At 43.2% G+C, this 24,591-nt stretch carries 29 protein-coding genes; 28 read left to right on the top strand and 1 reads right to left on the bottom strand.

The window, feature by feature from the left end:
* Positions 1-28: 28 nt before the first annotated feature.
* The 28 genes from D2962_RS15360 to D2962_RS15225 all read left to right on the top strand — a co-directional run bounded on the left by D2962_RS15360 (position 29) and on the right by D2962_RS15225 (position 22,881).
* A complete protein-coding gene (locus tag D2962_RS15360) occupies positions 29-445 on the top strand; it encodes a PTS sugar transporter subunit IIA (protein WP_122015496.1) in 417 nt (138 codons plus the stop codon).
* A gap of 203 nt (positions 446-648) precedes the next feature.
* Positions 649-1,146 (top strand): PTS sugar transporter subunit IIB, encoded by a 498-nt coding sequence (locus D2962_RS15355; protein WP_122015495.1) that lies wholly within the window; start codon positions 649-651, stop codon positions 1,144-1,146.
* A 27-nt stretch (positions 1,147-1,173) separates the two neighbouring features.
* Positions 1,174-1,929 (top strand): PTS mannose/fructose/sorbose/N-acetylgalactosamine transporter subunit IIC, encoded by a 756-nt coding sequence (locus tag D2962_RS15350; RefSeq protein ID WP_122015494.1) that lies wholly within the window; start codon positions 1,174-1,176, stop codon positions 1,927-1,929.
* The gene (locus D2962_RS15345) at positions 1,930-2,763 is read left to right on the top strand and encodes a PTS system mannose/fructose/sorbose family transporter subunit IID (RefSeq protein WP_222927581.1); all 834 of its coding nucleotides are present in this window, start codon (positions 1,930-1,932) and stop codon (positions 2,761-2,763) included.
* Between the two features lie 2 nt (positions 2,764-2,765).
* Positions 2,766-3,479, top strand: a complete 714-nt coding sequence (locus tag D2962_RS15340; protein ID WP_122015493.1) for an N-acetylmannosamine-6-phosphate 2-epimerase — start codon at positions 2,766-2,768, stop codon at positions 3,477-3,479.
* A gap of 31 nt (positions 3,480-3,510) precedes the next feature.
* On the top strand, positions 3,511-4,227 hold the full coding sequence (locus D2962_RS15335; protein ID WP_122015492.1) for a sugar isomerase domain-containing protein: 717 nt from the start codon (positions 3,511-3,513) through the stop codon (positions 4,225-4,227).
* Positions 4,228-4,432: 205 nt separating this feature from the next.
* Entirely contained in the window at positions 4,433-5,428 is a 996-nt protein-coding gene (locus D2962_RS15330) for a YeiH family protein (protein WP_162991251.1), read from the top strand.
* Between the two features lie 333 nt (positions 5,429-5,761).
* The gene (locus D2962_RS15325; protein ID WP_122015490.1) at positions 5,762-6,151 is read left to right on the top strand and encodes an ATP synthase subunit I; all 390 of its coding nucleotides are present in this window, start codon (positions 5,762-5,764) and stop codon (positions 6,149-6,151) included.
* Entirely contained in the window at positions 6,130-6,789 is a 660-nt protein-coding gene (atpB, locus tag D2962_RS15320; RefSeq protein ID WP_122015489.1) for a F0F1 ATP synthase subunit A, read from the top strand. Before D2962_RS15325 ends, atpB begins: the two co-directional genes overlap by 22 nt.
* A gap of 31 nt (positions 6,790-6,820) precedes the next feature.
* Positions 6,821-7,087, top strand: a complete 267-nt coding sequence (gene atpE / locus D2962_RS15315) for an ATP synthase F0 subunit C (RefSeq protein ID WP_120767256.1) — start codon at positions 6,821-6,823, stop codon at positions 7,085-7,087.
* Positions 7,088-7,102: 15 nt separating this feature from the next.
* On the top strand, positions 7,103-7,597 hold the full coding sequence (gene atpF, locus D2962_RS15310) for a F0F1 ATP synthase subunit B (RefSeq protein WP_120767255.1): 495 nt from the start codon (positions 7,103-7,105) through the stop codon (positions 7,595-7,597).
* Positions 7,585-8,112 carry a F0F1 ATP synthase subunit delta gene (locus D2962_RS15305; RefSeq protein ID WP_120767254.1) on the top strand — a complete coding sequence of 176 codons (528 nt, stop codon included), beginning with the start codon at positions 7,585-7,587 and terminating at the stop codon, positions 8,110-8,112. The genes atpF and D2962_RS15305 overlap by 13 nt, the downstream gene beginning before the upstream one ends.
* A gap of 12 nt (positions 8,113-8,124) precedes the next feature.
* Complete coding sequence (gene atpA, locus D2962_RS15300; RefSeq protein ID WP_122015488.1) at positions 8,125-9,726, top strand: F0F1 ATP synthase subunit alpha; 1,602 nt, start codon at positions 8,125-8,127, stop codon at positions 9,724-9,726.
* A gap of 92 nt (positions 9,727-9,818) precedes the next feature.
* A complete protein-coding gene (gene atpG / locus D2962_RS15295; RefSeq protein ID WP_120767252.1) occupies positions 9,819-10,649 on the top strand; it encodes an ATP synthase F1 subunit gamma in 831 nt (276 codons plus the stop codon).
* Positions 10,650-10,766: 117 nt separating this feature from the next.
* Positions 10,767-12,260, top strand: a complete 1,494-nt coding sequence (atpD, locus tag D2962_RS15290; RefSeq protein WP_245985137.1) for a F0F1 ATP synthase subunit beta — start codon at positions 10,767-10,769, stop codon at positions 12,258-12,260.
* Positions 12,250-12,519, top strand: a complete 270-nt coding sequence (locus tag D2962_RS15285; protein ID WP_162991250.1) for a F0F1 ATP synthase subunit delta/epsilon — start codon at positions 12,250-12,252, stop codon at positions 12,517-12,519. Before atpD ends, D2962_RS15285 begins: the two co-directional genes overlap by 11 nt.
* A gap of 53 nt (positions 12,520-12,572) precedes the next feature.
* On the top strand, positions 12,573-13,319 hold the full coding sequence (locus D2962_RS15280; RefSeq protein WP_120767250.1) for a YwmB family TATA-box binding protein: 747 nt from the start codon (positions 12,573-12,575) through the stop codon (positions 13,317-13,319).
* 22 nt (positions 13,320-13,341) lie between these two features.
* Positions 13,342-14,595 (top strand): UDP-N-acetylglucosamine 1-carboxyvinyltransferase, encoded by a 1,254-nt coding sequence (murA, locus tag D2962_RS15275; protein WP_122015487.1) that lies wholly within the window; start codon positions 13,342-13,344, stop codon positions 14,593-14,595.
* A gap of 180 nt (positions 14,596-14,775) precedes the next feature.
* Positions 14,776-15,783: a stage II sporulation protein D gene (spoIID, locus tag D2962_RS15270; protein ID WP_245984750.1), complete on the top strand. Its 1,008-nt coding sequence runs from the start codon at positions 14,776-14,778 to the stop codon at positions 15,781-15,783.
* Positions 15,784-15,891: 108 nt separating this feature from the next.
* Positions 15,892-16,812, top strand: a complete 921-nt coding sequence (locus tag D2962_RS15265; protein WP_122015485.1) for a M23 family metallopeptidase — start codon at positions 15,892-15,894, stop codon at positions 16,810-16,812.
* A 104-nt stretch (positions 16,813-16,916) separates the two neighbouring features.
* Positions 16,917-17,165 (top strand): sporulation transcriptional regulator SpoIIID, encoded by a 249-nt coding sequence (gene spoIIID, locus D2962_RS15260; protein ID WP_120767246.1) that lies wholly within the window; start codon positions 16,917-16,919, stop codon positions 17,163-17,165.
* 94 nt (positions 17,166-17,259) lie between these two features.
* Positions 17,260-18,258: a rod shape-determining protein MreB gene (gene mreB / locus D2962_RS15255; protein ID WP_120767245.1), complete on the top strand. Its 999-nt coding sequence runs from the start codon at positions 17,260-17,262 to the stop codon at positions 18,256-18,258.
* A gap of 30 nt (positions 18,259-18,288) precedes the next feature.
* A complete protein-coding gene (gene flgF, locus D2962_RS15250; protein ID WP_120767244.1) occupies positions 18,289-19,056 on the top strand; it encodes a flagellar basal-body rod protein FlgF in 768 nt (255 codons plus the stop codon).
* 91 nt (positions 19,057-19,147) lie between these two features.
* A complete protein-coding gene (gene flgG, locus D2962_RS15245) occupies positions 19,148-19,954 on the top strand; it encodes a flagellar basal-body rod protein FlgG (RefSeq protein WP_122015484.1) in 807 nt (268 codons plus the stop codon).
* A 12-nt stretch (positions 19,955-19,966) separates the two neighbouring features.
* Positions 19,967-20,257: a rod-binding protein gene (locus D2962_RS15240; RefSeq protein ID WP_120767242.1), complete on the top strand. Its 291-nt coding sequence runs from the start codon at positions 19,967-19,969 to the stop codon at positions 20,255-20,257.
* A gap of 159 nt (positions 20,258-20,416) precedes the next feature.
* A complete protein-coding gene (locus D2962_RS15235; protein WP_162991249.1) occupies positions 20,417-21,424 on the top strand; it encodes a phosphodiester glycosidase family protein in 1,008 nt (335 codons plus the stop codon).
* 54 nt (positions 21,425-21,478) lie between these two features.
* Positions 21,479-21,907 carry a 3-hydroxyacyl-ACP dehydratase FabZ gene (fabZ, locus tag D2962_RS15230; protein WP_120767240.1) on the top strand — a complete coding sequence of 143 codons (429 nt, stop codon included), beginning with the start codon at positions 21,479-21,481 and terminating at the stop codon, positions 21,905-21,907.
* A gap of 74 nt (positions 21,908-21,981) precedes the next feature.
* A complete protein-coding gene (locus D2962_RS15225) occupies positions 21,982-22,881 on the top strand; it encodes a hypothetical protein (protein ID WP_122015482.1) in 900 nt (299 codons plus the stop codon).
* A 154-nt stretch (positions 22,882-23,035) separates the two neighbouring features.
* Here D2962_RS15225 and D2962_RS15220 read toward each other — a convergent pair whose 3' ends face one another.
* On the bottom strand, positions 23,036-24,334 hold the full coding sequence (locus D2962_RS15220; RefSeq protein WP_120767238.1) for a purine-cytosine permease family protein: 1,299 nt from the start codon (positions 24,332-24,334) through the stop codon (positions 23,036-23,038).
* Positions 24,335-24,591: the final 257 nt, after the last annotated feature.

The following is a 24,591-nucleotide window of genomic DNA, read 5'->3' as shown; positions in this document are numbered from 1 at the left end:
TTGCTTTTAAATAAAGGAGGAAATTTATTTGTTAGGGGTAATTATTGTAACACATGGAAAAATGGCCGAAGAAGTCAAAAACGCAGCTGAAATGATAGTTGGGGAACAAAAAAACTTTGCTGCTGTAGGCCTTTTTGAAGGTGATTCTTTAGAATCACTTTATAAAAAGATAGAAGATGAGGTACAGAAATTTGAGTCATACGAAAATGTAATAATTTTTACTGATATGTATGGAGATACTCCTACCAATGCTTCAGCCATATTAGCTGTCAATAAAGATTTTTTTGTGATTACTGGGGTTAATTTTCCAATGGTCCTTGAGTGCCTAATAAATAGAAGTCAGATAGGTATAGAGGACTTAATAAAAAATATAATAGCAAATGGACGAGACGCGATAAAGTATATTGACAAAACAACTATTCAAAGCAAGGCAGTAACGAATTAAAATACCATTAAAGGATAGATTTCATAACTTCCATATACGGAAAATAATGACTTATTAATGCAACAATAATATTCCAATAAACAAAAAATGTAATATTAAGGCATTTTACATCCCATGAGTGCTCACTTTTATTAGGCAAAATTCTAAGAAAAAGTGAGAAATATCATGGAAATAAAAGATTATAGAGGGAAGGAGGTGAGAGTATGAGCATTAGTCTATTCAGATGTGATGACAGATTAATTCATGGTCAGTGTATTGTTAAAGTTCTAAAGGATTTTCATGTAAAGAAAATTTTATTAATTGATGATTTTACTGCCAACAATCCTATAATAAAAAGCGTTTATCAAATGGCTGTTCCACAAAATGTCAGTGTCGAAGTAGTGAAACTTGAGGATTCGTTGTCATTGTTACAAGAAGCTATTAAAAACAATACAAATACCCTCATATTAATAAAAGACCCTCAAATTGCAGTCAAAATATTCGAAATGGGTTTAGAACTTAAAAAAGAGTTCAATATTGGTCCCATGAGTAACCGAAATGGTACAATTAAGGTTACTAATTTTGCCTACATGCTAAAAGAAGAGGTAATGGCTACTGAAAAATTACATCAAATGGGAGTAAGAGTGTATTTACAACAAACTAATGATCAAAGCTCGGTGGACTGGTCAAATGTAAGAGATAAAGTATTAAGTAATATATAAAAAAAGAGATTAAGGAGGGGTATTTTAATGAGTTTTACGCAAGCCTTTTTAATTGCTTTGTTTGGGTATTTTGCGTCAAATTATTCTCCATGGTTAATTGGTCAAATGGGTGGTTGGTATACCATAGGTAGGCCTCTAGTCGCTGGTGCAATTATAGGAGCAATTCTTGGTGACATACAACAAGGAATTATTATAGGAGCTGCTATACAAGCCCTTTATATTGGTCTAGTAACCCCGGGTGGTACCATGCCGGCAGATGTTAACTTTGCGGCATATATAGGGATTCCTCTGGCTATGGTTAGCGGTAGCCCGGCTGAATATGCGGTAAGTCTTTCTGTTCCGTTGAGTTTTTTAGGTGTATCAATGGTTTATTTGGTAATTACAGTAAATGTATTTTTTGTACATTTGCAGGAAAGATGGATAAAAGAAGGCAAATTTGGTTTGGCCGGTAATATTCCGATAATCGGCAGTGTAACTAATTTTGTTTTTAGATTCTTTATCATCTTCCTTGCAAATTACTACGGTGCGAATTATGTAAAACAGTTAATAGAATTAATACCGACTTCTTTAGGCAACTTCTTCATCGTTTTAGGCGGCATGTTACCGGCTGTCGGGTTTGGTTTGCTGCTTAAGTATGTTTTAAAAGAGAATATAGAGCTATTATATTTTCTGTTTGGATTTATACTCATATCCGTATTTCATTTACCAATTGTTCCAGCCACAATCATAGCAATGTTTTTAGCATATATAGACTTCAAGTACAGCAAGGAGGAGGTTGCTTAAATGGCTGAAAAAAAATTAACAAAAAAAGATGTTATAAGGGCTTATTTTGACTGGATCATGTTCGCTCTATCATGCCAAAACATGGAGCGTATGGAAGCTCCGGCTTTGGTCCGAATGATGGCAAGAGTAATCCATAAATTGTATGATGATGTAGAAGAGAAAAAGAAAGTATTGTTAAGACATACTCACTTTTTCAATACGCAGCCATTGATCGGTTCTATGATCCCCGGTATAGTGCTGGGTATGGAAGAACAAAAAGCAAATGATAGTAACATTTCTGAAGAAATGATTATCGGCGTAAAAGCTGCATTAATGGGTCCTTTCGCAGGTATCGGAGATTCATTAATGGTTGGAACCTATATACCGATATTACTAAGCATTGCTCTAGGACTTTCTGGAGAGTCAGGAAGCCTTTTAGGCCCCATTTTTTATGCGGTAGCTTATTTGGGTGTTATGTTCCCATTAACATGGTTCTTGTTTAATACGGGTTATAAAACCGGTTTGACTGCCGCCCAGTCTATTCTTAGCGGAGGTGTAAAAGATAAAATAAATAAAGCAATAAATATCGTTGGTTTAACCGTAGTAGGTGCAATATCAGCTCAGTATGTAAAGGCTAAGATAGGTTTGATTTATAGTTCAGGGCAAATGCAAGTTGACTTACTCAAATCATTAGAAGGAATCTTTCCTTCACTTATACCAATGTTATTGACCTTGTTAAGCTGGTATCTCATGGATAAGAAAAACATGAAGATAGGTACGGTTTTTTCTCATATTTGCAATTATGGCTGCGGTAGCAACATTCACGAAAATACTGGTACCTTAACAATGAGGTGAGTATGATGCTCGAATTGCTATCAAAGTTAAAGAACGGTTTGATAGTTTCATGCCAGGCTTTTGAGCATGAACCCTTATATGGTGCTGATATTATGGCCAAGATGGCCATATGTGCAGAAATAGGTGGGGCCGTTGCAGTCAGGGCAAGTTGGCCCGAGAATATTAGAGAAATAAAGAAAGTTACAAACCTACCGATTTTTGGCATAAACAAAATTATAACCAAAGACACAAACAAATATGAAGATGTAATCATAACACCTACTTTTGAGGCTGCAAAAGAAATATATGAAGCAGGGGCAGATATAATAGCGGTTGACTGCACAGATAGAAAAAGGCCGAATGGTGTTACGTCGGAAGAATTAATAAAAAGAATAAAACAAGAATTAGGTGTTCCGGTAATGGCAGAGGTCAGTACCCTGGAAGAAGGTATTAAAGTGGCTCAATACGGTCCTGACATAATTTCAACAACTTTAGCCGGGTATACAAACTATAGTGTGAAAACAGAAGGGCCGGATTTAGAATTAGTAGAAAAACTTGCAGCAGCAGTAGATATACCAATAAATGCAGAAGGCCGCTTCTGGACTCCGGAGCAGATGATACAAGCTTTTGAAAAAGGAGCATGGGTAGTAACCATAGGCTCGGCCATAACTAGACCACAATTAATTACCAAAAGATTTACATCTGAACTGGAAAAATGGAAGAAAAGGTTTGATTAACAAAAATAAAATTGAAAGGGGATATACATAAATGCAGGACTATATTCAAGCGATTGAAGGCTTTATTAAAGAAATAAAAGAAACCCAATCAGAAAACGTGAAAAAGGCTGCAGAAATTATAGCAGAATCTATAATGAATGGTGGAATTGTACATTCCTTTGGAAGCGGCCATTCCCATGCAGCAAGCCTTGAAGTAGCAGGCCGGGCCGGAGGCTTAATTCCCGTCAAAGCACTGGATGAACCGGCCAGAGGTTATTATGAAACAGTAGAGGGTGTTGGGACAAAATTAATGGAAGATTATGATTTAAGACCCAATGATTGTTTCATAATAATATCTAACTCTGGAAGAAATCCATTGGGTATCGAAGTAGCTCAATATGTTAAATCAAAAGGCAATAAGGTTATTGTAGTAACAGCCCTTGAATTTTCAAAAAGCCAGACTTCTAGACATTCTTCAGGGAAAAAACTATATGAATTTGCTGATGTAATATTAGATAATAAAGGTTTATCGGGAGATGCCGCAATAGAAATAGAAGGAATGCCGGTTAAGATGGGGCCCACTTCTACAGTTACTTCGGCTGTACTTTTGAACTGGACAGTGATCGAAGCTACAAAAATAATGCTGTCAAAGGGATATACTCCTCCGGTATATATGAGTAAAAATGTAGATGGAGGGCTTGAGTACAATAAGAAACTGGTTGCTCAGTATGCAGACAGATTATTTAGGAAACCACATATAAAACCATAATTTATACAATATACAAAAAACCTAAAAAATCATGTATGCATTCAAAATATAAGAATATACAAACATCAGATTTAATGCATTGGAGCGGGTTCAGAAGACACTTCATTTGCATAGCTTCTGCTCGCTTCATTATTTTGCTTAAATACCGCAAGCTTTCTTTGTTACTGTCATAGCTTGATAATAATTGGGCAAAGGAGGAGGACGATTGGTTTTAAAATATGCAAATGGGATATTTATAGTAACTTTAGCTACAATTGCTTCATACCTTATTCAAGGTATTGATATTGTTAAAAAAATGAATTTTAGCTCTCTAATAATAGCCATTTTAATAGGTGCATTAATAAAAAATACAATAGGGTTAAAAGAAAATATGATAGATGGGATAAAATTTTGCTCAAAAAAGATATTAAGGCTTGCGGTAATTATGTTAGGATTTAAATTAAGCCTTACTGAAGTAAGCAAAATAGGATTAAAGGCTGTGATACTTATAATTGTTGTTTCTACACTGACTCTATTATTTACCCAATACATGGGTAAAAAGATGAAAATCCCATATAAACTTTCCACACTTATAGGCACCGGAACATCCATATGCGGGGCATCTGCGGTGGCTGCGGCTAATTCTATTATTAAATCAGAAGAAGAAGATGTAGCGTTTGCAATAGGTAGCATCACTCTTTTTGGGACCATATTTATGTTTTTTTACCCAGTTCTTTACAGAATTTTAAATATGGATGTATCATTTTATTCGATGTGGGCAGGCAGCTCGATACATGAAGTGGCACAGGTGGTAGCGGCAGGATTTGCTATATCACCTGACTCGGGGACTACAGCTACTCTTGTAAAGTTAACCAGAGTATTGTTTATAATTCCGGTGACCATTTACTTAAGCTTTAGTGAAATAGGAAACAGCAAAGGAAAAAGTTTTGATTTGAAGAAAATATCCATTCCCTGGTTTGTCATAATGTTTCTAGCTGTAGTTATAATTAATTCCATATTTATTATTCCTAAAGAGATATCCCAAAGTTTAATCACTATAGATGGATATCTTATGACATCCGCCATGGCAGCATTGGGTTTAGATTTAAGTTTCTCAAACTTAAAAAGAGTTGGAGTTAAGCCTTTGTATCTAGGCCTAATGTCTTCTATTTTTATATCTCTACTGAGTGCAGTCATTGTAAAATTAATTGTAATCGCATAAAAAACCGTGAACAGCGTTAGATTGACTGAGTACCTTTGAAAATTTCCTAAAGAAAAATATGGTAGCTGCCCCAACGATGGTGTTCTCTTTGCGGTTACATTCAAACTTTGCATGCATTAAAAGAAGCGAAAGAAGACGTCAAGCCGGTAGGGTGAAGACTCTTGAAGAAGTAAAAGGGAACTAGGACTATAAGAGAAGATCGGGTTGATGAACGGCTGATAAACAAAGCCTGTTTCCATGTCAAGTGGAAGCAGGCTTTTTAATGTTGATTCAGGACATAATAATTAAAGCTCAAGAATTGTTTTAGTAAGTTTCAAAGATGCAGGTGATAAAATGGTAAGATTGAGCCGGGATTTTGGAAAAATACTCCGGATGAACAGCTTCATATCCCTGGGGGCAGTACTTACATCCTTGTTGCTGGATAAAAGCGGTCGGTGGGTAATGGGACTTGCGGCGGGATCTTTTGTATCAAACATAAATTATATTTTGCTCTACATAAGCATTATAAGATCTATAAAATCCGGTTATCGCCAGGCTTTCATCGTTATGTACGGCATTTATCTCATCCGGCTAACGATTATCATGAATGCTTTATTAATCTGCCTTAAACTGGGCTTTGATGTTTTTACAGCTGCAATAGCCGGCCTAATGGTAATAAAACTGGTGATTTATTCAAATACTATTCTTGGGAGGTGGAAAAGATGGAATTCTTCCCAAGGGTAGTTTTCATTTTGCCTTTATTTGGCATAAATATTCCGGTGACGGAGACGGTAGTGGTGACATGGGGGATAATGGCAGGATTGATAATTTTCGGATACGTGGCCGGGAAAAACTTTGAACGGATACCGCATGGACTTCAAAATGTGGTGGAAATATTGTATGAAGGGCTGGAAGGCCTGATCAAATCTACAATGGGCGAAGGCAAAGATGGATTTGTGCCGTATATCGGGACACTGGCAATGTTTTTAGCTGTTGCAAACCTGATAGGTTTACTAACCTTTAGACCACCTACGGCAGACCTATCTACTACCCTCACCCTGGCGGGCATCACTTTTGTGCTTACCCAGTATGAAGGCTTAAAGAGAAAAGGTGTAACCGGGTATATCAAGGGATTTTTCGAGCCTCTTCCTTTCATGGCCCCGCTGAATGTCATAGGTCAGATTGCCAACCCTTTTTCCATGGCTTTCCGCCTTTTCGGCAATATACTGGGCGGCATGATAATAATGGGGCTGGTATATTCTGTAGTTCCGGTGCTGATCCCTGCGCCCCTGCATTTTTATTTTGATGTGTTTGCGGGCGTGCTTCAAACTTTCATCTTTATCATGCTCACTATGACCTTTGTGACCATGGCTGCCGATTGAAAAATCAATTTTACGAAAGGGGAATATGAAAATGTCCGCAATTGATGGAAAAGCTTTGATTCTAGCATTTTCCGCCCTGGGCGCAGGCCTTGCCATGATAGGGACTCTGGGTACCGGAATAGGTCAGGGGATAGCCGCCGGTAAGGCTGCTGAAGCGGTGGCAAGACAGCCGGATGCCCAGGGGGATATAATCAGGACCTTGCTGCTGGGTGACGCTGTGGCAGAAACCAGTGCCATATACTGTCTTATCATTGCATTGATACTTATTTTCGCCAATCCTCTGGCAAGATTGCTCTAAAGAAGGCTCGATCGTATGCTGGTAAATGTTTATACCATGATATTTCAACTCATCAATGTGTTTATACTCTTTTATTTTTTGAAAAGGTTTTTGTATAAACCCCTGGGGGATTTTTTAAAGAAACGCCGGGAAGATTTGAAATCCCTTTTTGATGAAGCCGAAAGACGGAAAATTGAAGCAGAAGGACTTTACAAAGAATATCAGGCAAAAATTAAAAATGCCCATGCCGAAGTGCGTTCCATAATAGAACAGGCAAAACAAGAAGCTGCTGCCCTCAGGCAGGAACTTATACAAAAGGCAAAACAAGAAGCTGAAAGCATGACGGCCCAGGCCCGCGGCGAGATTGAAAGGCAAAAGAGCAAGGCCGTTTCTGAGGTCATGGAAAAAGCGGCTGAATTATCCGTAATGATAGCGTCAAAAATTTTGGAGGAGAAACTTTCGCCTGAAGACCACCGGAAGCTCATACACCGGGTCATCGAAAGGATGGATGAAAGACAATGGCTGCAGTGAGCAGTCCTTATGCGGAAGCCCTTTTTTCCGTAGCCCGAAAAGCCGATAAAATAGAAGAATTTAAAAATGAACTGTGGATGATATGTCACATTATAAAAATTGACAATAAGTTCCGGCATTTTTTAGACCATCCTGAAATTTCGAGGGAAACCAAAAAAAATGTAATAATGCAGAGTTTTTCACAAAAAACAAGTCAGGAAATGTTAAATTTTATTTTTTTTGTAATTGACAAAAACAGGCAGGATTCTCTGAAGGAAATTTTTAGGGAATACTCGAATCTTTACCGTAAATATAAAGAGCAAAGGTTCGCAAAGGTTTATACGGTTGTGCCCTTGACTGAGGAAGAAAAGTGGGATATCAAGAAAAAATTGGATAAGCTGTATAATACACATGTCATCATAGAAAATATCCTGGAGCCGGACATCATCGGCGGGATGATGATAAGAATGGGCTTTCAGGTGATAGACGGCACCATAAAGTCCGAACTCGACCGCATCAAAGCTACTATAACGTGAGGAGCAATGAAAATGAACCTGGCGCCTGATGAGATAATTTCGGTTATAGAAGATAAAATACGGGGTTACGAAAAACATCTTGAAGTAGATGAAATAGGATATGTGATGAGCTTGGGTGATGGTATAGCCAGAATCTACGGTGCCAGAAAGGCTATGGCAGGAGAGCTTTTGGTCTTTAAAAACGGCATTCACGGTATGGCTTTAAACCTGGAAGAGGATTCCATTGGGTGTGTTCTTCTAGGCCCGGATACCGAGATTAAAGAAGGAGATGAGGTAAACCTTACCGGTAGGGTCGTGGAAGTGCCCGTGGGAGAAGAGCTGCTGGGCAGGGTTGTGGATGCCCTGGGCAAACCCATAGACGGAAGGGGCCCTATAAAGACCCAGGTAACCCGTCCCATTGAGTACCCGGCTCCTGGGATAATAGAACGGCGGCCGGTAAATACACCTTTAGAAACGGGTATTAAGGCCATTGATGCTATGATACCCATAGGCCGGGGGCAGAGGGAACTCATCATAGGTGATAGACAGACAGGGAAGACCGCTATAGCTGTGGATGCCATCATAAATCAAAAGGGCAAGGGAGTTTACTGTATATATGTAGCCATAGGCCAAAAAAGTTCCAGTGTGGCACGGCTGGTGGAGATACTCCGAGAAAACGGCGCCATGGATTATACTATAGTAGTAGCCGCCAATGCCAGCGAACTTGCCCCACTGCAATATATAGCACCATATGCAGGGTGTGCTATGGCTGAAGAATTTATGTACGGCGGAAAGGATGTTTTGATAGTATATGATGACCTTTCCAAACATGCCATAGCTTACAGAGCCATGTCGTTGCTTTTGCGCAGGCCGCCCGGCCGGGAGGCATTTCCGGGAGACATATTTTACCTGCATTCAAGGCTTTTAGAAAGGGCGGCTCGCCTTTCCAGGAAGTTCGGAGGAGGCTCCATGACTGCTCTACCCATAGTGGAGACATTGGCTGGGGATGTCTCGGCATATATTCCCACCAATGTCATTTCCATTACCGACGGGCAGATTTATCTGGAATCGGAGCTCTTCTATTCCGGAGTGCGTCCTGCCATAAATGCAGGCCTTTCGGTATCCAGGGTAGGAGGTGCCGCCCAGTATAAGATAATGAAACAGGTAGCCGGCAGGATAAGGCTGGAACTTGCCCAGTACCGAGAGCTTTCGGCCTTTGCTCAGTTTGGAACAGAGCTTGATAGTGAAACCAAATCAAGACTCGCCCGGGGTGAGCGCATAGTAGAGATTTTAAAGCAAAATCAGCTTCAGCCCCTGGACCTTACCGCAGAGATACTGGCCCTTTATGCGGTGACCCATGGATTCCTGGATGATGTAGCCATCGTCGACATAAAAAGATTTGAGAAAGAAATGCTGGACTATGTAAGGTCCATTCACAAAGATCTGCTGGAGGAAATAGAACAAAAAAAAGCATTGGATGATGAACTGGAAGATAAAATTAGAAAAACTATAACGGAATTTAAGGAAAGATTTAAACCCAGCGAAAAGGAATCCCCTGAAGAACTTCACCAGACTGATGACGAAAACGCCGAGTTCATAAAAGACAAGACAGGGGATAGAATAAATCAAGCGTAAGTTACGAGTAAGGAGGTTACGGCGAGAGGAACTATGGTAGTCGGAAATCATATTCTGACATCCGACTTCTTACCTCTGGCCTCTTATATCATATGTCAGGTATTCGTGACATAAAAAGGCGACTTTCAAGTATCAAAAATATGCGCAAGATCACGGGCGCAATGTATATGGTTTCTTCGGCCAGATTAAAGGTAGCTCAAAAGAAAGCTTTAGATTTTGGCGATGTATTTGACAGGATGCAAGAAATCATGGCAAAAATCCCTGCAACGTTAAAAAACGTAGATGAATATTCACCGGTTTTTATAGTGATGGCCAGCGACAGGGGCCTGGCTGGGGGATACAATGCGGATATACTCAAAGTTGTCTTAAATAAAATAAAACCTTTAAATAAATTTGATGTGATAACAATAGGAGCCAAAGCCAAAAAGTTTTTCTCAAGCCATGGGATTAAACCGCTGCTGGAGTATACCGACATGGAAAAAGAAATAAGTCCCGAAGCCCTGGAGGAAATCTCTGAAAGAGCAATAAAGGAATATGAAAGTAACCGCAGTATATTTGCCGTCTACACTCATTTTAAAAGTCCTGGTGTACAGGAAGTGAAGGTGGTAAAAATACTTCCGCCCGAAAAAACAGAGAAAAAAGAGAAAGGAAACGAAAAAAAACGCCTGTATATATTTGAACCTTCACCAGAGGAACTGATAAATCTGCTGGTAAAATTTTATGTGAAAATGAGCCTTTATGGGTTTTATCTTCATTCTTACGCTAGTGAGCAGGCTTTTCGCATGAGGGCCATGGAAAGTGCCACCGAAAATGCCGATAACCTGCTGGAAGACTTGAGCCTTAAGTTCCATCAGGAGAGGAAGGCCATCATCACCAGAGAGATAACCGAGATAGTCAGCGGTGCAGAAAACTATTTGCACTAATATGCTATCAGTGAAAACTTTAGAGCAAGTAGAAAATCGTGTATCAACCGCTGAAGATGATGTCATATACGTTAATTGTTGATTAAGGAAATTTATCTTAAGGGAAGTGAAAGTTTGATTGATGATAATGTATTTGTGGAAGAAAAGCAGAAACAGAGCCTGGGTGAGGTCATAGCGGTGGTAGGTCCTGTGGTGGATGTAAGATTTCCCGAGGAGGAACTTCCTGCCATATATACTGCATTGGAAATAATAGATGAGGGCCTGGGAAGATCCCAGGAGGGTCCCCGGAATCAGGATGTGGGCAAACCACTGAAGGTCGTTATCGAGGTAATGCATCATCTGGGTAATGACACTGTGAGGTGCATAGCCATGGCCTCCACTGACGGTCTGGTCAGGGGCATGAAGGTCATAAACACCGGAAAACCCATAGAGGTTCCGGTGGGAGAAGAGGTGCTGGGAAGGATTTTCAATGTTCTGGGCCAGCCCATAGATGACATAAAGGGCATAGACGTTAAGGAACGGTGGCCCATACACCGGCCTGCACCTTCCTTTGAAGAACAGGAGACCAAAGAGGAAATATTTGAGACCGGCATTAAAGTGGTGGACCTCTTGGCCCCCTATTCCCGGGGCGGCAAGATAGGCCTTTTCGGCGGTGCCGGAGTGGGTAAGACCGTACTTATAATGGAACTCATAAGAAATATTGCCACCGAAAGAAAGGGGTACTCGGTTTTTGCAGGTGTGGGCGAAAGGACCCGGGAAGGAAATGAGCTATGGATCGAGATGAAAAACTCCGGAGTTCTGGAAAAGACAGCCCTGGTTTTCGGCCAGATGAACGAGCCCCCTGGAGCCAGGATGCGAGTGGCCCTGACAGCCCTCACTATGGCCGAGTATTTCAGGGATGAGAAAGGGCAGGATGTGCTTCTCTTTATCGACAACATATTCAGATACATCCAGGCAGGTTCGGAGGTTTCCGCCCTTTTAGGCCGTATCCCATCGGCGGTGGGTTACCAGCCCACTTTATCGGTGGACGTGGGAATGCTGCAGGAACGCATTACCTCCACAAAAAAAGGGTCCATCACATCGGTGCAGGCCATCTATGTTCCCGCCGATGACCTCACGGACCCGGCCCCGGCCACTACCTTCGCCCACCTGGACGCCACTACGGTGCTTTCCAGGCAGGTAGCGGAACTGGGGCTTTACCCGGCTGTAGACCCTCTGGATTCCACCTCCAGAATCCTGGACCCCAAAATTGTCGGGGAAAAACATTATGCTGTAGCCCGCGGCGTTCAGGAGATACTGCAGAGATACAAGGAATTGCAGGATATCATTGCCATCCTGGGCATTGAGGAACTGTCCGATGATGACAAACTGACAGTGGCCAGGGCCAGAAAGATTCAGAGGTTTTTAACCCAACCCTTCTTCGTGGCGGAAGCCTTTACCGGCACTCCCGGAAGGTATGTAAAACTCGAGGATACGGTGGAGGGATTTTCCCAAATAATCGAAGGCAAGTGTGATGAACTGCCGGAATCGGCCTTTTACATGGTAGGAACCATCGATGAAGCCTTTGAAAAGGCGGAAAAGATCAGGGGGAGAAAAAAGTATGCCGTTTGAGATAGGCTTATATTCGCCTCAAAAAAAGCTGGTGAAAAAAGTAAATATGGTGGTGCTGCCTGGCGTGGAGGGTAACCTTGGTATCCTCACCGGGCATGTGCCGCTTATAACCGCTGTGAAGCCCGGAAAAATAAAAGTGGTGGGTGAGAATTTTGAAGAATATTATAATATTGGTTTCGGCCTTATGGAAGTACTGCCCGGAAGGACAGTGGTGATAACGGACAATTTTTCGGAGGAAAAAGGACAAAACGGGGCATAAACATGCTTTTTTTGGCAATAATCATAAAGAAAAAAATTATGGGGGGATGAAATGTGAAATTTTTCAAGATACTGGTTATGGGAATTATTCTTGTAATGCTATTGCCGGGTGTCACCTGGAGTTCCGAAGAGAAAGACCCGCTTAAAACAACCTTTCTATCGTGCGGAGCCATGCTTGAAGTATTTGATGTGGTAGACTGGTCTGTCATAAATCGGGAGTTTATGAGCTTTTCAGAGATGGAAAAAAATAAGGACGGCATAATAAAACTTTTTGGCGGGAAAGCGCAAGATTTTAAAATCACGAAGGAATCTGACGAAATGTACCGAATAATAAATACAGAAGGATGGATTGATTCAGGCACATTTCTCCAGGTCATATTGCAATCAGTGGTGTTGCCGGAGGAATATGAAAAAGACCCGCAGACATATCTGGTGGTGACAGCGACATCAAGGGATATTGAGAAATTAAAAGAACTCCAGGCAAAAGTCCGGGATGCTATTATTTCCAGTGGAGGCCAGTCAAGAATTACCACTTGTATAACCGGGACTTTTGATGGTAAACTTAATGAGATTGAGCAGGATAAAATCCTGGAGCAATTTGCTAAGGACCTGAAAATTGAAAATCTTGAACGGATGAAGGATGATTATACTACCAGTGTGGTAGGATATTCCCCAAAACTGTCCGACAGTATAACCATCCTGGAAAAAAGCTATAACGTAAATATAGCCATGAGGTATAATTTGGAAGATGACAGGACTTATATATGGATAGGAACGCCGGTTATTTCAGTGGAGTACTAATAAGCTTGCGGAGGGAAAGGCGTTGTCGTGTTTTATTATAGAGGGTGGTAGTAAACTTTCAGGCACCGTCAAAATAAGCAGCGCAAAAAATGCGGTGCTGCCTGTAATAGCTGCTTCTCTTTTAACCGAAGCAGAATGCATTATAGAAGATGCACCTGAACTTGAAGATGTCAGGGTTATGAAAGAAGTGCTCCTGTCTCTAGGAGCAAAGGTATCATGCGAAGCAAATTCCATCAAAATAGACGCGGCACCCATAAATTCCTTTGAGGCCCCTTATGACCTTGTCAGGAAAATGCGGGCTTCTTTTTTGGTAATGGGGCCCCTGCTGGCAAGGAAAGGAAAGGCCCGCATATCAATGCCCGGTGGATGCGCCATTGGTTCGAGACCCATCGATCTGCACCTTAAGGGTTTTGCGTCTCTGGGGGCAGAGATTGAATTGGGGCACGGTTTTGTGGAGGCGCGGTGTGAAAAACTAAAGGGTACTACCATATACCTGGACTTTCCCAGTGTTGGTGCTACGGAAAACATAATGATGGCTGCCACACTGGCAGAAGGCCAAACCGTGGTGGAAAACGCCGCGAAAGAGCCCGAGATCATTGATTTAGCCAACTTTTTAAATTCCATGGGGGCCCATATTCGCGGTGCGGGCACGGATTTGATTAAAATTGAAGGAGTAAAACAGCTCAAGGGCATATCCTATACTGTCATTCCCGACCGCATTGAAACTGGAACCTTTCTGGTAGCCGGAGCAATAACAGGGGGAAATATCCTACTCGAAAACGTGGTATCGGAACACCTCAAGCCGGTCATAGCAAAATTGATTGAATGCGGAGCCCAGATTATCGAGGAACCGGAAGGATTGAGGGTGATAGGGGATGGCAGGCCGCTGCCCTCGGATGTGAAGACTCTGCCGTACCCCGGCTTTCCGACGGACATGCAGGCCCAGATCATGGCTTTTTTAAGTCTGGCCAGGGGTACCAGCATGGTCATTGAGACGGTTTTTGAAAACCGCTTCATGCATGTGGAAGAGCTCAAGCGCATGGGTGCCCGAATCAAGATAGAAGGCCGCAGCGCCGTTATAGAAGGTGTGGAAAAGCTATCGGGAGCCCCGGTAAAGGCCACGGACCTCAGAGCCGGAGCAGCTCTTATCCTGGCGGGCCTTGCAGCGGAAGGCACCACCACCGTCATGAATGCTCACCACGTGGAAAGAGGTTATGAGGATATAGTAGGGAAGCTGTCATTGCTGGGAGCAAATATAAAAAAGTGTGAGGTGTAAGTTTGGAAGTTCCATTAAGTGGGATTTTGCCCAAAAGGCAAAATCCTTTATTTTTTCCCGGGTCAAGATACCCTTATTCAGACTTTTTATCTCTGGCTTCTAATTTCTTATATTAGAATCATATACCTTTAATTTGTCTAATAGAATATTAAAGAATATTTCATGTGAAGCCGGAGGGATATGATGAAAAGGGCGGGATACATTCTCATTTTTTTTATATTTCTCATTGTCATAGTCGTTCCGGGTCTGGTAGTAAAGAGCTGCAGGCCCGTACCGCCGGAAGGACCCGGCGGGCAGGTGAGGCCCAAAACGAAAGTAAGCCAGCAGAAAGGTACCGTTGCCCTTTTCATAAATTCTGCAAAAAGAATTGAAAACATACCCCTTGAGGAATATGTAAAAGGTGTAGTGGCGGCGGAGATGCCCGCCAGTTTCAATATGGAGGCAATAAAGGCTCAGGCCGTGGCTGCCAGGACTTATGTGTATAAAAGATGGGTGCAGGCGGGAGGCAGCGGCTGCAGCCTTCATCCCGGGGCGGATGTGTGTGATGACCCCACCCATTGCCAGGCATGGATCACAAAAGGTGAAATGTTGAAAAAATGGGGCATTTTTTCTTATTATCATTATTACAGCAAGATAAATCAGGCGGTAAACTCCACCGCAGGCATGGTCATGCTGTACAGTGGAGAGCCCATCGATCCCCTGTTTTTTTCCACCAGCAACGGCAAGACCGAAAACTCCGAAGATGTCTGGGGAAAATATGAGCCATACCTTCGCAGCGTCACCAGCCCAGGAGAAGAAATATCTCCGAGATTTCTTGAAGTAAAGCAAATTCCTGTTGAGGAAATAGTAAATAAGCTCCGGCAGAAATGGCCAGACCTGGCCATTGACCCTAAAAACCCCGAGCGGCAATGGAAGGTTCTGGAAAGGAGTGCCGGAGGAAGGGTCAAAATAATGCAGCTGGGCAACATAGTGGTGAAGGGTACAGAAATAAGGCAATTATTTGATCTCAATTCCACCGACTTCAAGTGGGAAAGGACCGGCAGGAGCATCAAATTCACCTGCGTGGGTTTCGGCCACGGCGTGGGCATGAGCCAGTACGGAGCCAATGCCATGGCAAAGAACGGCTCCACTTTTGTAGATATATTGAAACATTACTATACGGGGGTAGAAATCAAAAAGGTTTTATAAAAGTAATCCAAGGCGCCTTCCAATTGTAGGAACGCCCAATTAGCCAGGACCCTGGAATGAATGTATAATTGAGGAAATTTCTGGTCATAATAATGATGAGGTGATTTTATGTACCGATTCAAGTGGCCGATGAAATTTCCCTTGTCCATAGGTAAATTTGGTAAACTGCTAAAAACCGTAGGAAATATCAAACTGATAAGAATGATTGGCAAAATGTCTAAAAGGACTCTGGTCTTTGCAGCGGTGCTGATAATGCTTCTTGGTGTAAACAGCGCATTCTGGCTTTTCAGGGCAATGCATCAGGACATTAACCCGGGTCAGGAGCAAACTCCGAAGCTGGGAGAATGGCAGGTAAACCTCAACGAAAACCGGCTGGACGAAGAGCAACTGAAAAAAGAGTACAGCATTCCCGTCCCCCAGAAAAAACCTGAAAGTGCTAAAAAAAACCTGGGGCAAAACGGAGAGATAAGTGACGGGCAGTCTCAAAACAATACCGTCAAAAGCCAGGCCAATACAGCCGTAAAAGATGAAGACTTTTCGCAGAAGCCGTCAAAGACGGTGGATGATACATTAGAAATTAAGACCGCAGTTGCTATAACCCAGCCCTCCCTGACCACCATGGCCATGCCGGCGGTAGGCAAGGTTATAGCAGATTATGCCGTGGACAAACTCATATATTCAAAAACACTGGAACAATGGAATTCCCATCATGGCATTGATATTGCGGCAGAAGAGGGTACACCGGTCAAGGCGGCCATGGACGGAACGGTGGTGGAGGTAAGAAGCAATGATCCCAGGCTGGGAGTGGTGGTGGTCATCGACCATGGAGGAGATGTCAGGACACTATACGGAAATCTTTCATCAGATAAACTGGTACAAAAAGGCAAATATGTTAAAAAAGGCCAGATTATAGGTGCGGTTGGGAAGACGGCTCCTTATGAGATAGAAGACCCGCCACATCTTCATTTTGAAGTATTTAAAGGTAAAGAAAATATAGACCCTCAGCAATACCTCCCGAAGCTGAATTAGGTTTAAAAAGTGCGGAAAAAATGCCGCACTTTTAATTTTTTATCTTCTAGAAAGAGATTAAACATCATATATATTTACTAAAATTGCTTGGAGGGGGAATTGCCGTGAAGGACTATATGAGAGAACGGATCCTTGAGGTTGCCGCATATATTATCGATACAAAAGCCACCGTAAGGCAGGCGGCAAAAATTTTCGGAGTTTCGAAGAGCACGGTGCACAAGGACATGACCGAGAGGCTGCCGGAGATAAATCCCGAAAAAGCGAAATTGGTAAAGGATGTCCTGGAATACAACAAGGCCGAGCGGCATATCCGGGGAGGAAAGGCCACCAAAAAAAAGTATTTAAATCTTTAACAACTTTAAACAAAATATAGGAAGGATTTTTTATAAAAATGTAGAATTAAAACACTAAATGTTGTTTAATTTGACAGGAGGTTACATATTTTTCATGGATATAGGCATTGATCTGGGGACGGCATCAGTTCTGGTATATGTTCGGGGAAAAGGGATAGCGCTTAAAGAGCCTTCCGTGGTGGCTCTAGACAAAGACAGCGGCAAGATGCTGGCTGTGGGGGAAGAAGCCCGGAAAATGATAGGCAGGACTCCGGGTAACATAGTAGCCATAAGGCCTCTTCGGGAGGGGGTCATTGCCGATTACACCACTACCGAACTCATGCTCAAGTATTTTTTAAATAAGGTGGTTCCACGCCGAATTTTCCGTCCGAGAATTATGATCTGCGTACCGGCGGTCATAACCACGGTAGAGAAGAGGGCCGTCATTGAAGCCTCTACTGCTGCGGGAGCCCGGCAGACTTTTCTAATTGAAGAACCCATAGCGGCTGCTATCGGCGCCGGCATAGATATATCAAAACCCTTTGGAAGTATGGTGGTGGACATAGGCGGGGGCACCACCGATATTGCCGTGCTTTCTCTTGGAGGCATTGTATGCGGTGAGTCCATCCGGGTAGCTGGTGACAAATTCGATGAAGCCATTGTGAGATACGTAAAAAAAGAATTCAATTTGATGATAGGAGAAAGGACCGCCGAAGAAGTGAAAATAGGCGTTGCCAATGTTTTTCCCGAAGGTGACGATTCTGCAGCCATGGATGTGAGGGGAAGGAGTCTCATAACCGGTCTTCCTCAGAATATAACCATTACAGCCGAGCAGACCCGCGAGGCTTTGCAGGAACCCGTTGAACAGATAGTCAATGCCATTTTTGGAGTGCTTGAAAAGACCCCGCCGGAGCTTTCCTCAGATATCAGCGAACGGGGTATAGTCATGACCGGCGGTGGCTCTCTGCTTAGAGGCCTTGATAGATTAATTTCTCATAAAACCGGCATACCGGTCACTGTGGCCGAAGATGCGGTTTCCTGTGTCGCCCTTGGGGCGGGCAGGGCTCTCGAAAATCTGGACATGCTGGGCCCCAACGCAATTTATACCAAATAGCCACGGGAATTTTTCCAAGGAGGTGATGGAATGATAAGAGGTCTGTATACGGCGGCCTCGGGTTTAGTTGCGGAGATGGCCAGGACCGATGTGATATCCAACAATCTGGCCAATGTAAACACCAGCGGATTTAAAAAGGACAGAGCAATATTTCGGGCTTTTCCGGAAATGAATATTCATCGTATCGGCGATCCTGCCGTTTTAAGCCCAAAGGATAAAATTGATCCAAAACCTTTTATCGGAGTGCTCGGAACCGGGTCGATGCTGGATGAAATAAATACGAATTTTTCCCAGGGCTCTATCAAAAATACATCCAACCCGCTGGACCTTGCGCTGACCGGAGAAGGATTTTTCGAAGTGCAAACTCCGGGCGGAGTCCGTTATACCAGGGATGGAAGCTTTACAAGAAATCAACAGGGATATCTTGTTACCGGGGATGGGCATTATGTGCTGGGACTAAACGGTCCTATCCAACTGCCTGATGGTAAAGATATTTCCATAAACCGGCGCGGCGAGGTGTTTTCCGACGGCAGTTTTGTGGACAGGCTTTTGGTGGCGGCTTTTGCCGACCAGAGGCAGTTATTGAAAGAGGGAGATAATCTTTATGTTTCAAACCAGCAGCCCCTTCCTTCCAACAGCGAGGTAATCCAGGGGGCTCTGGAAGGGTCCAATGTCAACCCCATCAGTGAAATGGTGGATTTAATTACTGCCTTTAGAGCCTATGAGGCCAGTCAGAGGGTTGTCAAAGCTAACGACGACACCCTGGGCAAAGCTGTGAACGATATAGCCAGGCTATAATATAGTTATTAAGGGCCGGACTGCATTGCAGGGGCCCTCCACTGCGGAATGACCGAAGCAGTGAACAAAAAATTAAAGGAGGGTTTTCGACATGATGCGGGCACTTTGGAGTGCCAGTTCGGGAATGCTGGCACAGCAGCTCAATGTGGATGTTATTTCCAATAATCTGGCCAACGTGAATACCACCGGTTTTAAAAAGAGCCGGGCTGAATTCAAGGATTTATTGTATGAAACCTTAAAAAGGCCCGATGTTTACCGGCAGGGGTTGGGAAACCCCTTAGGTCTGCAGGTGGGACACGGTGTTAGGCCATCGGTTACTACCAGGACATTTACCGAAGGAAATTTGCAGCAGACAGGAAACACCTTCGACCTGGCCATTGAGGGAGACGGGTTTTTTATGGTGGAAAAGCCCGACGGTACCCGGGCCTTCACCCGGGACGGGTCATTTAAGGTTACGCTGGACGGCACCGACAGAAATCTGGTCACATCAGAGGGCTATTATGTGTTGAGTTCCGATGAGGATTACATAACAATTCCTGAGGGATATCAGGATATTAGCATTTCCTCCGACGGCCTCATAACGGGAAAGGATGAAACCGGCAATATCGAGGAACTGGGCCAGATCGGGCTGGTGAAATTTATGAACCCCGAAGGGTTACTTGCTTCCGGCAATAATTTATTTGAACAGACCGCCGCATCGGGGGAATACCAGTTAAAGCAGGATGTTTCTGACCCGGGATATGGTTCTATCCTCCAGGGTTTTCTGGAGATGTCCAATGTGCAGGTGGTGGAAGAGATGGTAAATCTTATCACCGCCCAGAGAGCTTATGAGATAAATACCAAGGCCATTCAGACTTCCGATGAGATGCTGGGAGAGGCAAATAATCTCAGACGATAGGGATGATAGACAATGGATATAATAACGGACAAAACCCAGTTTTTACTGCAAAACGATGCGGTAAAAAAGAGCGCCGCATCTAAGGAACTGAAAAAGGCATGCCAGCAGTTCGAATCCATTTTTATAAATTATCTTCTGCAAAAAATGCGAGAGACGGTTCCCAAAAACGGTTTTTTTGAACAGGGCCTTTCTTTTGACATCGTTCAATCAATGCATGACCAGGCTCTGGCAGAGGAACTTTCCAAAAGCGGAAACCTTGGCCTGGCGGAGCAGATTTACTCTCAGATGTCAAAATATGTATAAAAAAGGATATAACTTCTGTCAGGGACGGGCTTTTGGTTCGTCCCTGAAAATTTTCAAGGGGTGATTGCGTTAAAGAGTATATTTTTAATATCCACACTGCTTATTAATATTTTTGCCAGGGGATATATTTTCAATGATGCCCTTTTCTTTGAGGAGAAAGTGATTCCTATCGAATCCGGCAGCGAAAAGGCGTATGTTCTGATTATTGACCCGAAAAATCCGGAGTTTTCAATAAAACCCGTCTTATCCTTTGACCAGGTCTTCGGCTTTGAAACCCTGGAAGACATGGCAAAAAAAAATCTCGCCCTGGCAGCCATAAACGGTGGTTTTTTCCAGTCTTACGGCCAGCCTATCGGGCATGTGGTAATTGATGGGGAATGGATTACCATGCCCACAGGCGAAACTCCCGTTTTCTTTATTGATAACTCTGGCAAACCCCATCTTGAGCCGATTAAAGCCAGGGCTTATGTAGAAGCAGGAGGAAAAAGATTTTACCTCGACGGTTTCAACCGCTTTGGTTCATCAAAAGAAGCCATACTTTACACCCCCAGATACGGTACTTCAACCCGGCAAAAGCCCCAGGGAACCAATCTGGTGATAAGCCGGGGAAAGGTCCTGGATATTGTCCTGGGATCTTATGTGGAGATCCCGCCTGAAGCCAATGTCCTTTACATAGGCAAGGATTCTTCCATAAAAAAACTCATTCTGGAAAAAATAAAAGAGGGTATGGAAGTCGAAACAGGATTTGATGTGGACTTCCCACAGATTGAGCCGAATGAAATAAAAAATGCCATGGAGGCCGGTCCTTTCCTTATAAGGGATGGAAAAGCAGTGGTAAAGCGATGGGAGCCCAGAATCGGCCTTACCACCATCCCTGTGGCTAGAAGCGCCATCGGCATCACCGGGGATGACAGGGTGGTGCTGGTGACGGTGGAGGGCAGCGGACCCGGCAGGGGAATAAGCTTAAAAAAGCTATCCGCATTTTTGCTGCAAATGGGAGTAAAACAGGCGGCGGCTCTGGACGGCGGTGCTTCCGCTACCATGTATTATGACGGCAGGATTGTAAATAAGCCTCCGGGAGGCAAGTTGAGGCCTCTGGGAGGGGGGATAATAATTACCGGCAGATTAAGTGGTGGGAGCAACGCTGCGCCCGCCTCATTTCCTTAAGATTAATTTCGTTGATTAATTTCAATCACAATAAATTTAGAAGGAGTGGATAAAATGTTAACCGTTGAGGATATTCAAAGGATCATACCCCACCGGCACCCTTTTTTGTTGGTGGACAGGATACTGGAACTGGAAGAGGGCAAAAGAGCCGTTGGCATTAAAAATGTTTCGGTAAACGAGCCATTTTTCCAGGGTCATTTTCCCGGAAGGCCCGTCATGCCGGGAGTGCTCATAGTGGAAGCACTGGCCCAGGTAGGAGCCTGTGCCATTTTGAGCGCTGAGGCAAACAGGGGAAAACTGGCCCTTTTTGCGGGTATAGATGGTATGAGATTCAAAAGGCAGGTAGTTCCGGGAGATTGCCTTACACTGGAAGTGGAACTCACCAGGGTTAAAGGCCCTGTGGGAAAGGGCAGAGCCAGGGCCAGTATCGGAGGCGAGGTGGCTGCAGAAGGAGAGCTCATGTTTGCCCTTGTTGAATCCTGACAAATTTAATAAATATGGATAAAGATAATATGCCTGGGAAAAATACTCCTAGGGGATTTTTTTGAGGTGATGTTATGAATACCTATAAAAAACCGGGAGTATTTTTATTTGCCATTTTGCTTGTTATTTCCATTGCTGCTATGGGATTGATGGAAGGCTGTTCGAGAAAGCCGGCAAAATCCCCTGGAAAGCCGACAGGCGATGAAAAACAGGAATCCCAGAACCTGAAAAAACTTCAGACGAGTATAGAAAGCCTTATAAAGGATTTTGAAAAGGAGTTTTTAAAACAGCAGGCTCCACCTCCAAAACCTCCAACCCAGGCAAAACCTGCCGGGCAGGAGAAAAAACAGGAGCAAGGCCAGTCTAAGGGGAAGCAGCAGGGAGGCCAACAGGGAGGTCAGCAGGGGAGTCAGGGGCAACAGGGAGGCCAGGGTCAGACCGGTCAGGTTCCAAAGCCTGATTGGGCTAAATTCGAAAAGGATATAACAAAAATTCATTCTCAATGGAACAGTTTCCAGCCCGAAGCCATAAAGAGCGGGGCCACACTGGACCTGGTGGACGGCTTCAGCCAGAAGCTCAATGAACTCACCATGACCCTTACCCGGCAGGAACTCTATAAAGGACTGCTGGCGGCCAATGACCTCTATGAAAAAACGGTATCCTTTGAAAAATTGTTCAAGACTAAATCCCCTCCGGATGCCAAAAAAGTGCTGTATAATTTAAGAAACGCCACATACAGGGCTCTTGCCGGAGAGGATGCTGAGGCTGAAAAAGCCATAAACAGCGGCCTGAGGGTGTGGGAAACCGTAAAACCCCAGATTAAGGATATGGGGACCACCAGTAAGGTGGAATATTCATTGAAAGAACTGGGTCAGGCCATAAAGGAAAAGGACCCCAATCTCATAAAGATCAAGGCCCAGATTGCGGAAAAGAATATGCAGGATGCTGTAAAATCCATGGAGAAGTCTCAATAAAAATATCCCAGCAGTAATATAGTCTGGCGGCAGTTTAGAATTAGTTTATCCGGGCATGTAACTATTACGCAGGTACTGGGACCTGCGGATTTTTTTATCGCCGGACTTTTACCGGTCTTCTTTAGGCTCCTCGAAGGGAACCTTAAGCTTTTTATTATTCCGCTTTAACCATGTTTTCAGTCGAAACACACAGACCCAAAGCTCTATGATAGATATAGTATAATAATCCGCCTATGACAAGTCCATTTATGGCCGGTATGAAGAATTTAACTTTCCACGATACAAAACCACCGATTAATACGGAAATTAAACCCGGCCAGTATATGCCTTCCTTTTGAATAAAACTTTTTCTGGAAACGAAGAAGTATTCGGTAATTATTACACCGGCAACAGGCGTTACCCAGGAAGCGAGTATCGATACAAAGCCAAGGAAATGGCTTACAATACCCGATATGGCAAATGCGGTGCCGACTAGAGCGGAAAAAAGCGTAAGATAGAATCTGCTGCCACCAAACACTTTATTTAATGCAAGACCCGAGCTGTATGCAGATGTGATGCATGTGGTCCACTGGAGCAAAAACACAAACACCAGGGCCATAGCCGGCATACCCAATTTCATCATAACTTCTACTATATTCCATGGTTCCTTTACACCGAGTTTCGTTGCCGAAAGGGCCATAATCATACCGGCGATTGTAAGAACTGAAGTAGCCGGGAAAAGACCTACAATGCCCGAATACGTCATATCGCTCCACTTATTTTTTATCCATCTTGTATAATCGGCAACGAAAGAACATCCTACGGCAATCATACCGATCTGCATGTTTATGCCCCACATCAGTCCCATATTTTGCTGCGGGTTATAAGCCCAGAGGCCGCTTATTCCTGTTCCCATTATAGCTTTGCCGACACCAAATATAATGATATAAATCATTATAGGAAGACTTATCCAGTTTAACCATGCCATGGATATAATACCATACATGGCAGGAAACGCAAATACGATACCAAATATTAATGTTACAATATTAAAAACTATTTTGCTCATGGGAATTACAGCTGCCATCGCCTGGGTCGCTATTGAAACCTCAATGCCGTACCAGGCAATACACGGTATGACAGTGACAATAAAGGATGTTGCTATATCGCTTCCTCTTTTTCCAAAAGCGCATTCGCCGATCATGTAAGTGTTTAATCCCTGTTCCGCTCCAATTTTGCCAAGCGGAATATAAAAAAATACAAGTAGAGTTACGAGACCTAAAAACATGGCTAGAATGGCCTGCGACAATGTAAGGCCGTAAATCAAGCCTCCGCCTGCCATGCTACATGCAAGAACAGCGCACATTCCAATGTATACGCTGGCCGCATAAAACCAATGTTTCCGCATCGACTGTGGTATCGGCTTTTGAGAATACTCTTCTTCAAAATTTACTTGATTTTTACTTTTTTCCATACTACTGTACTCCTTTCAGAAAATAAAAAATTTGTGTAGTTTAATATATAAATTTTTGGAGCAGGAACTTTTTCGATATCACCTCCGCATTTTTACGATAATTTTTGACATTTTGATGAAAATATAAAAAAGTTGGTATAATATATTAAATAAAACTAGCTTTTTTCCTGCTCGTAAAATAAAAATAACGTTGGCAGTTAAAAACAAAATTAAGCATATTATTTATTTTTGAAAGACAAAGCCATAATGGAGGAATT

The sequence above is a fragment of the Biomaibacter acetigenes genome (assembly GCF_003691585.1).
Lineage (GTDB): Bacteria > Bacillota > Thermosediminibacteria > Thermosediminibacterales > Tepidanaerobacteraceae > Biomaibacter > Biomaibacter acetigenes.
The sequence above is the reverse complement of the archived record's forward strand: the minus strand, read 5'-3'. Positions and strand labels throughout refer to the sequence as shown.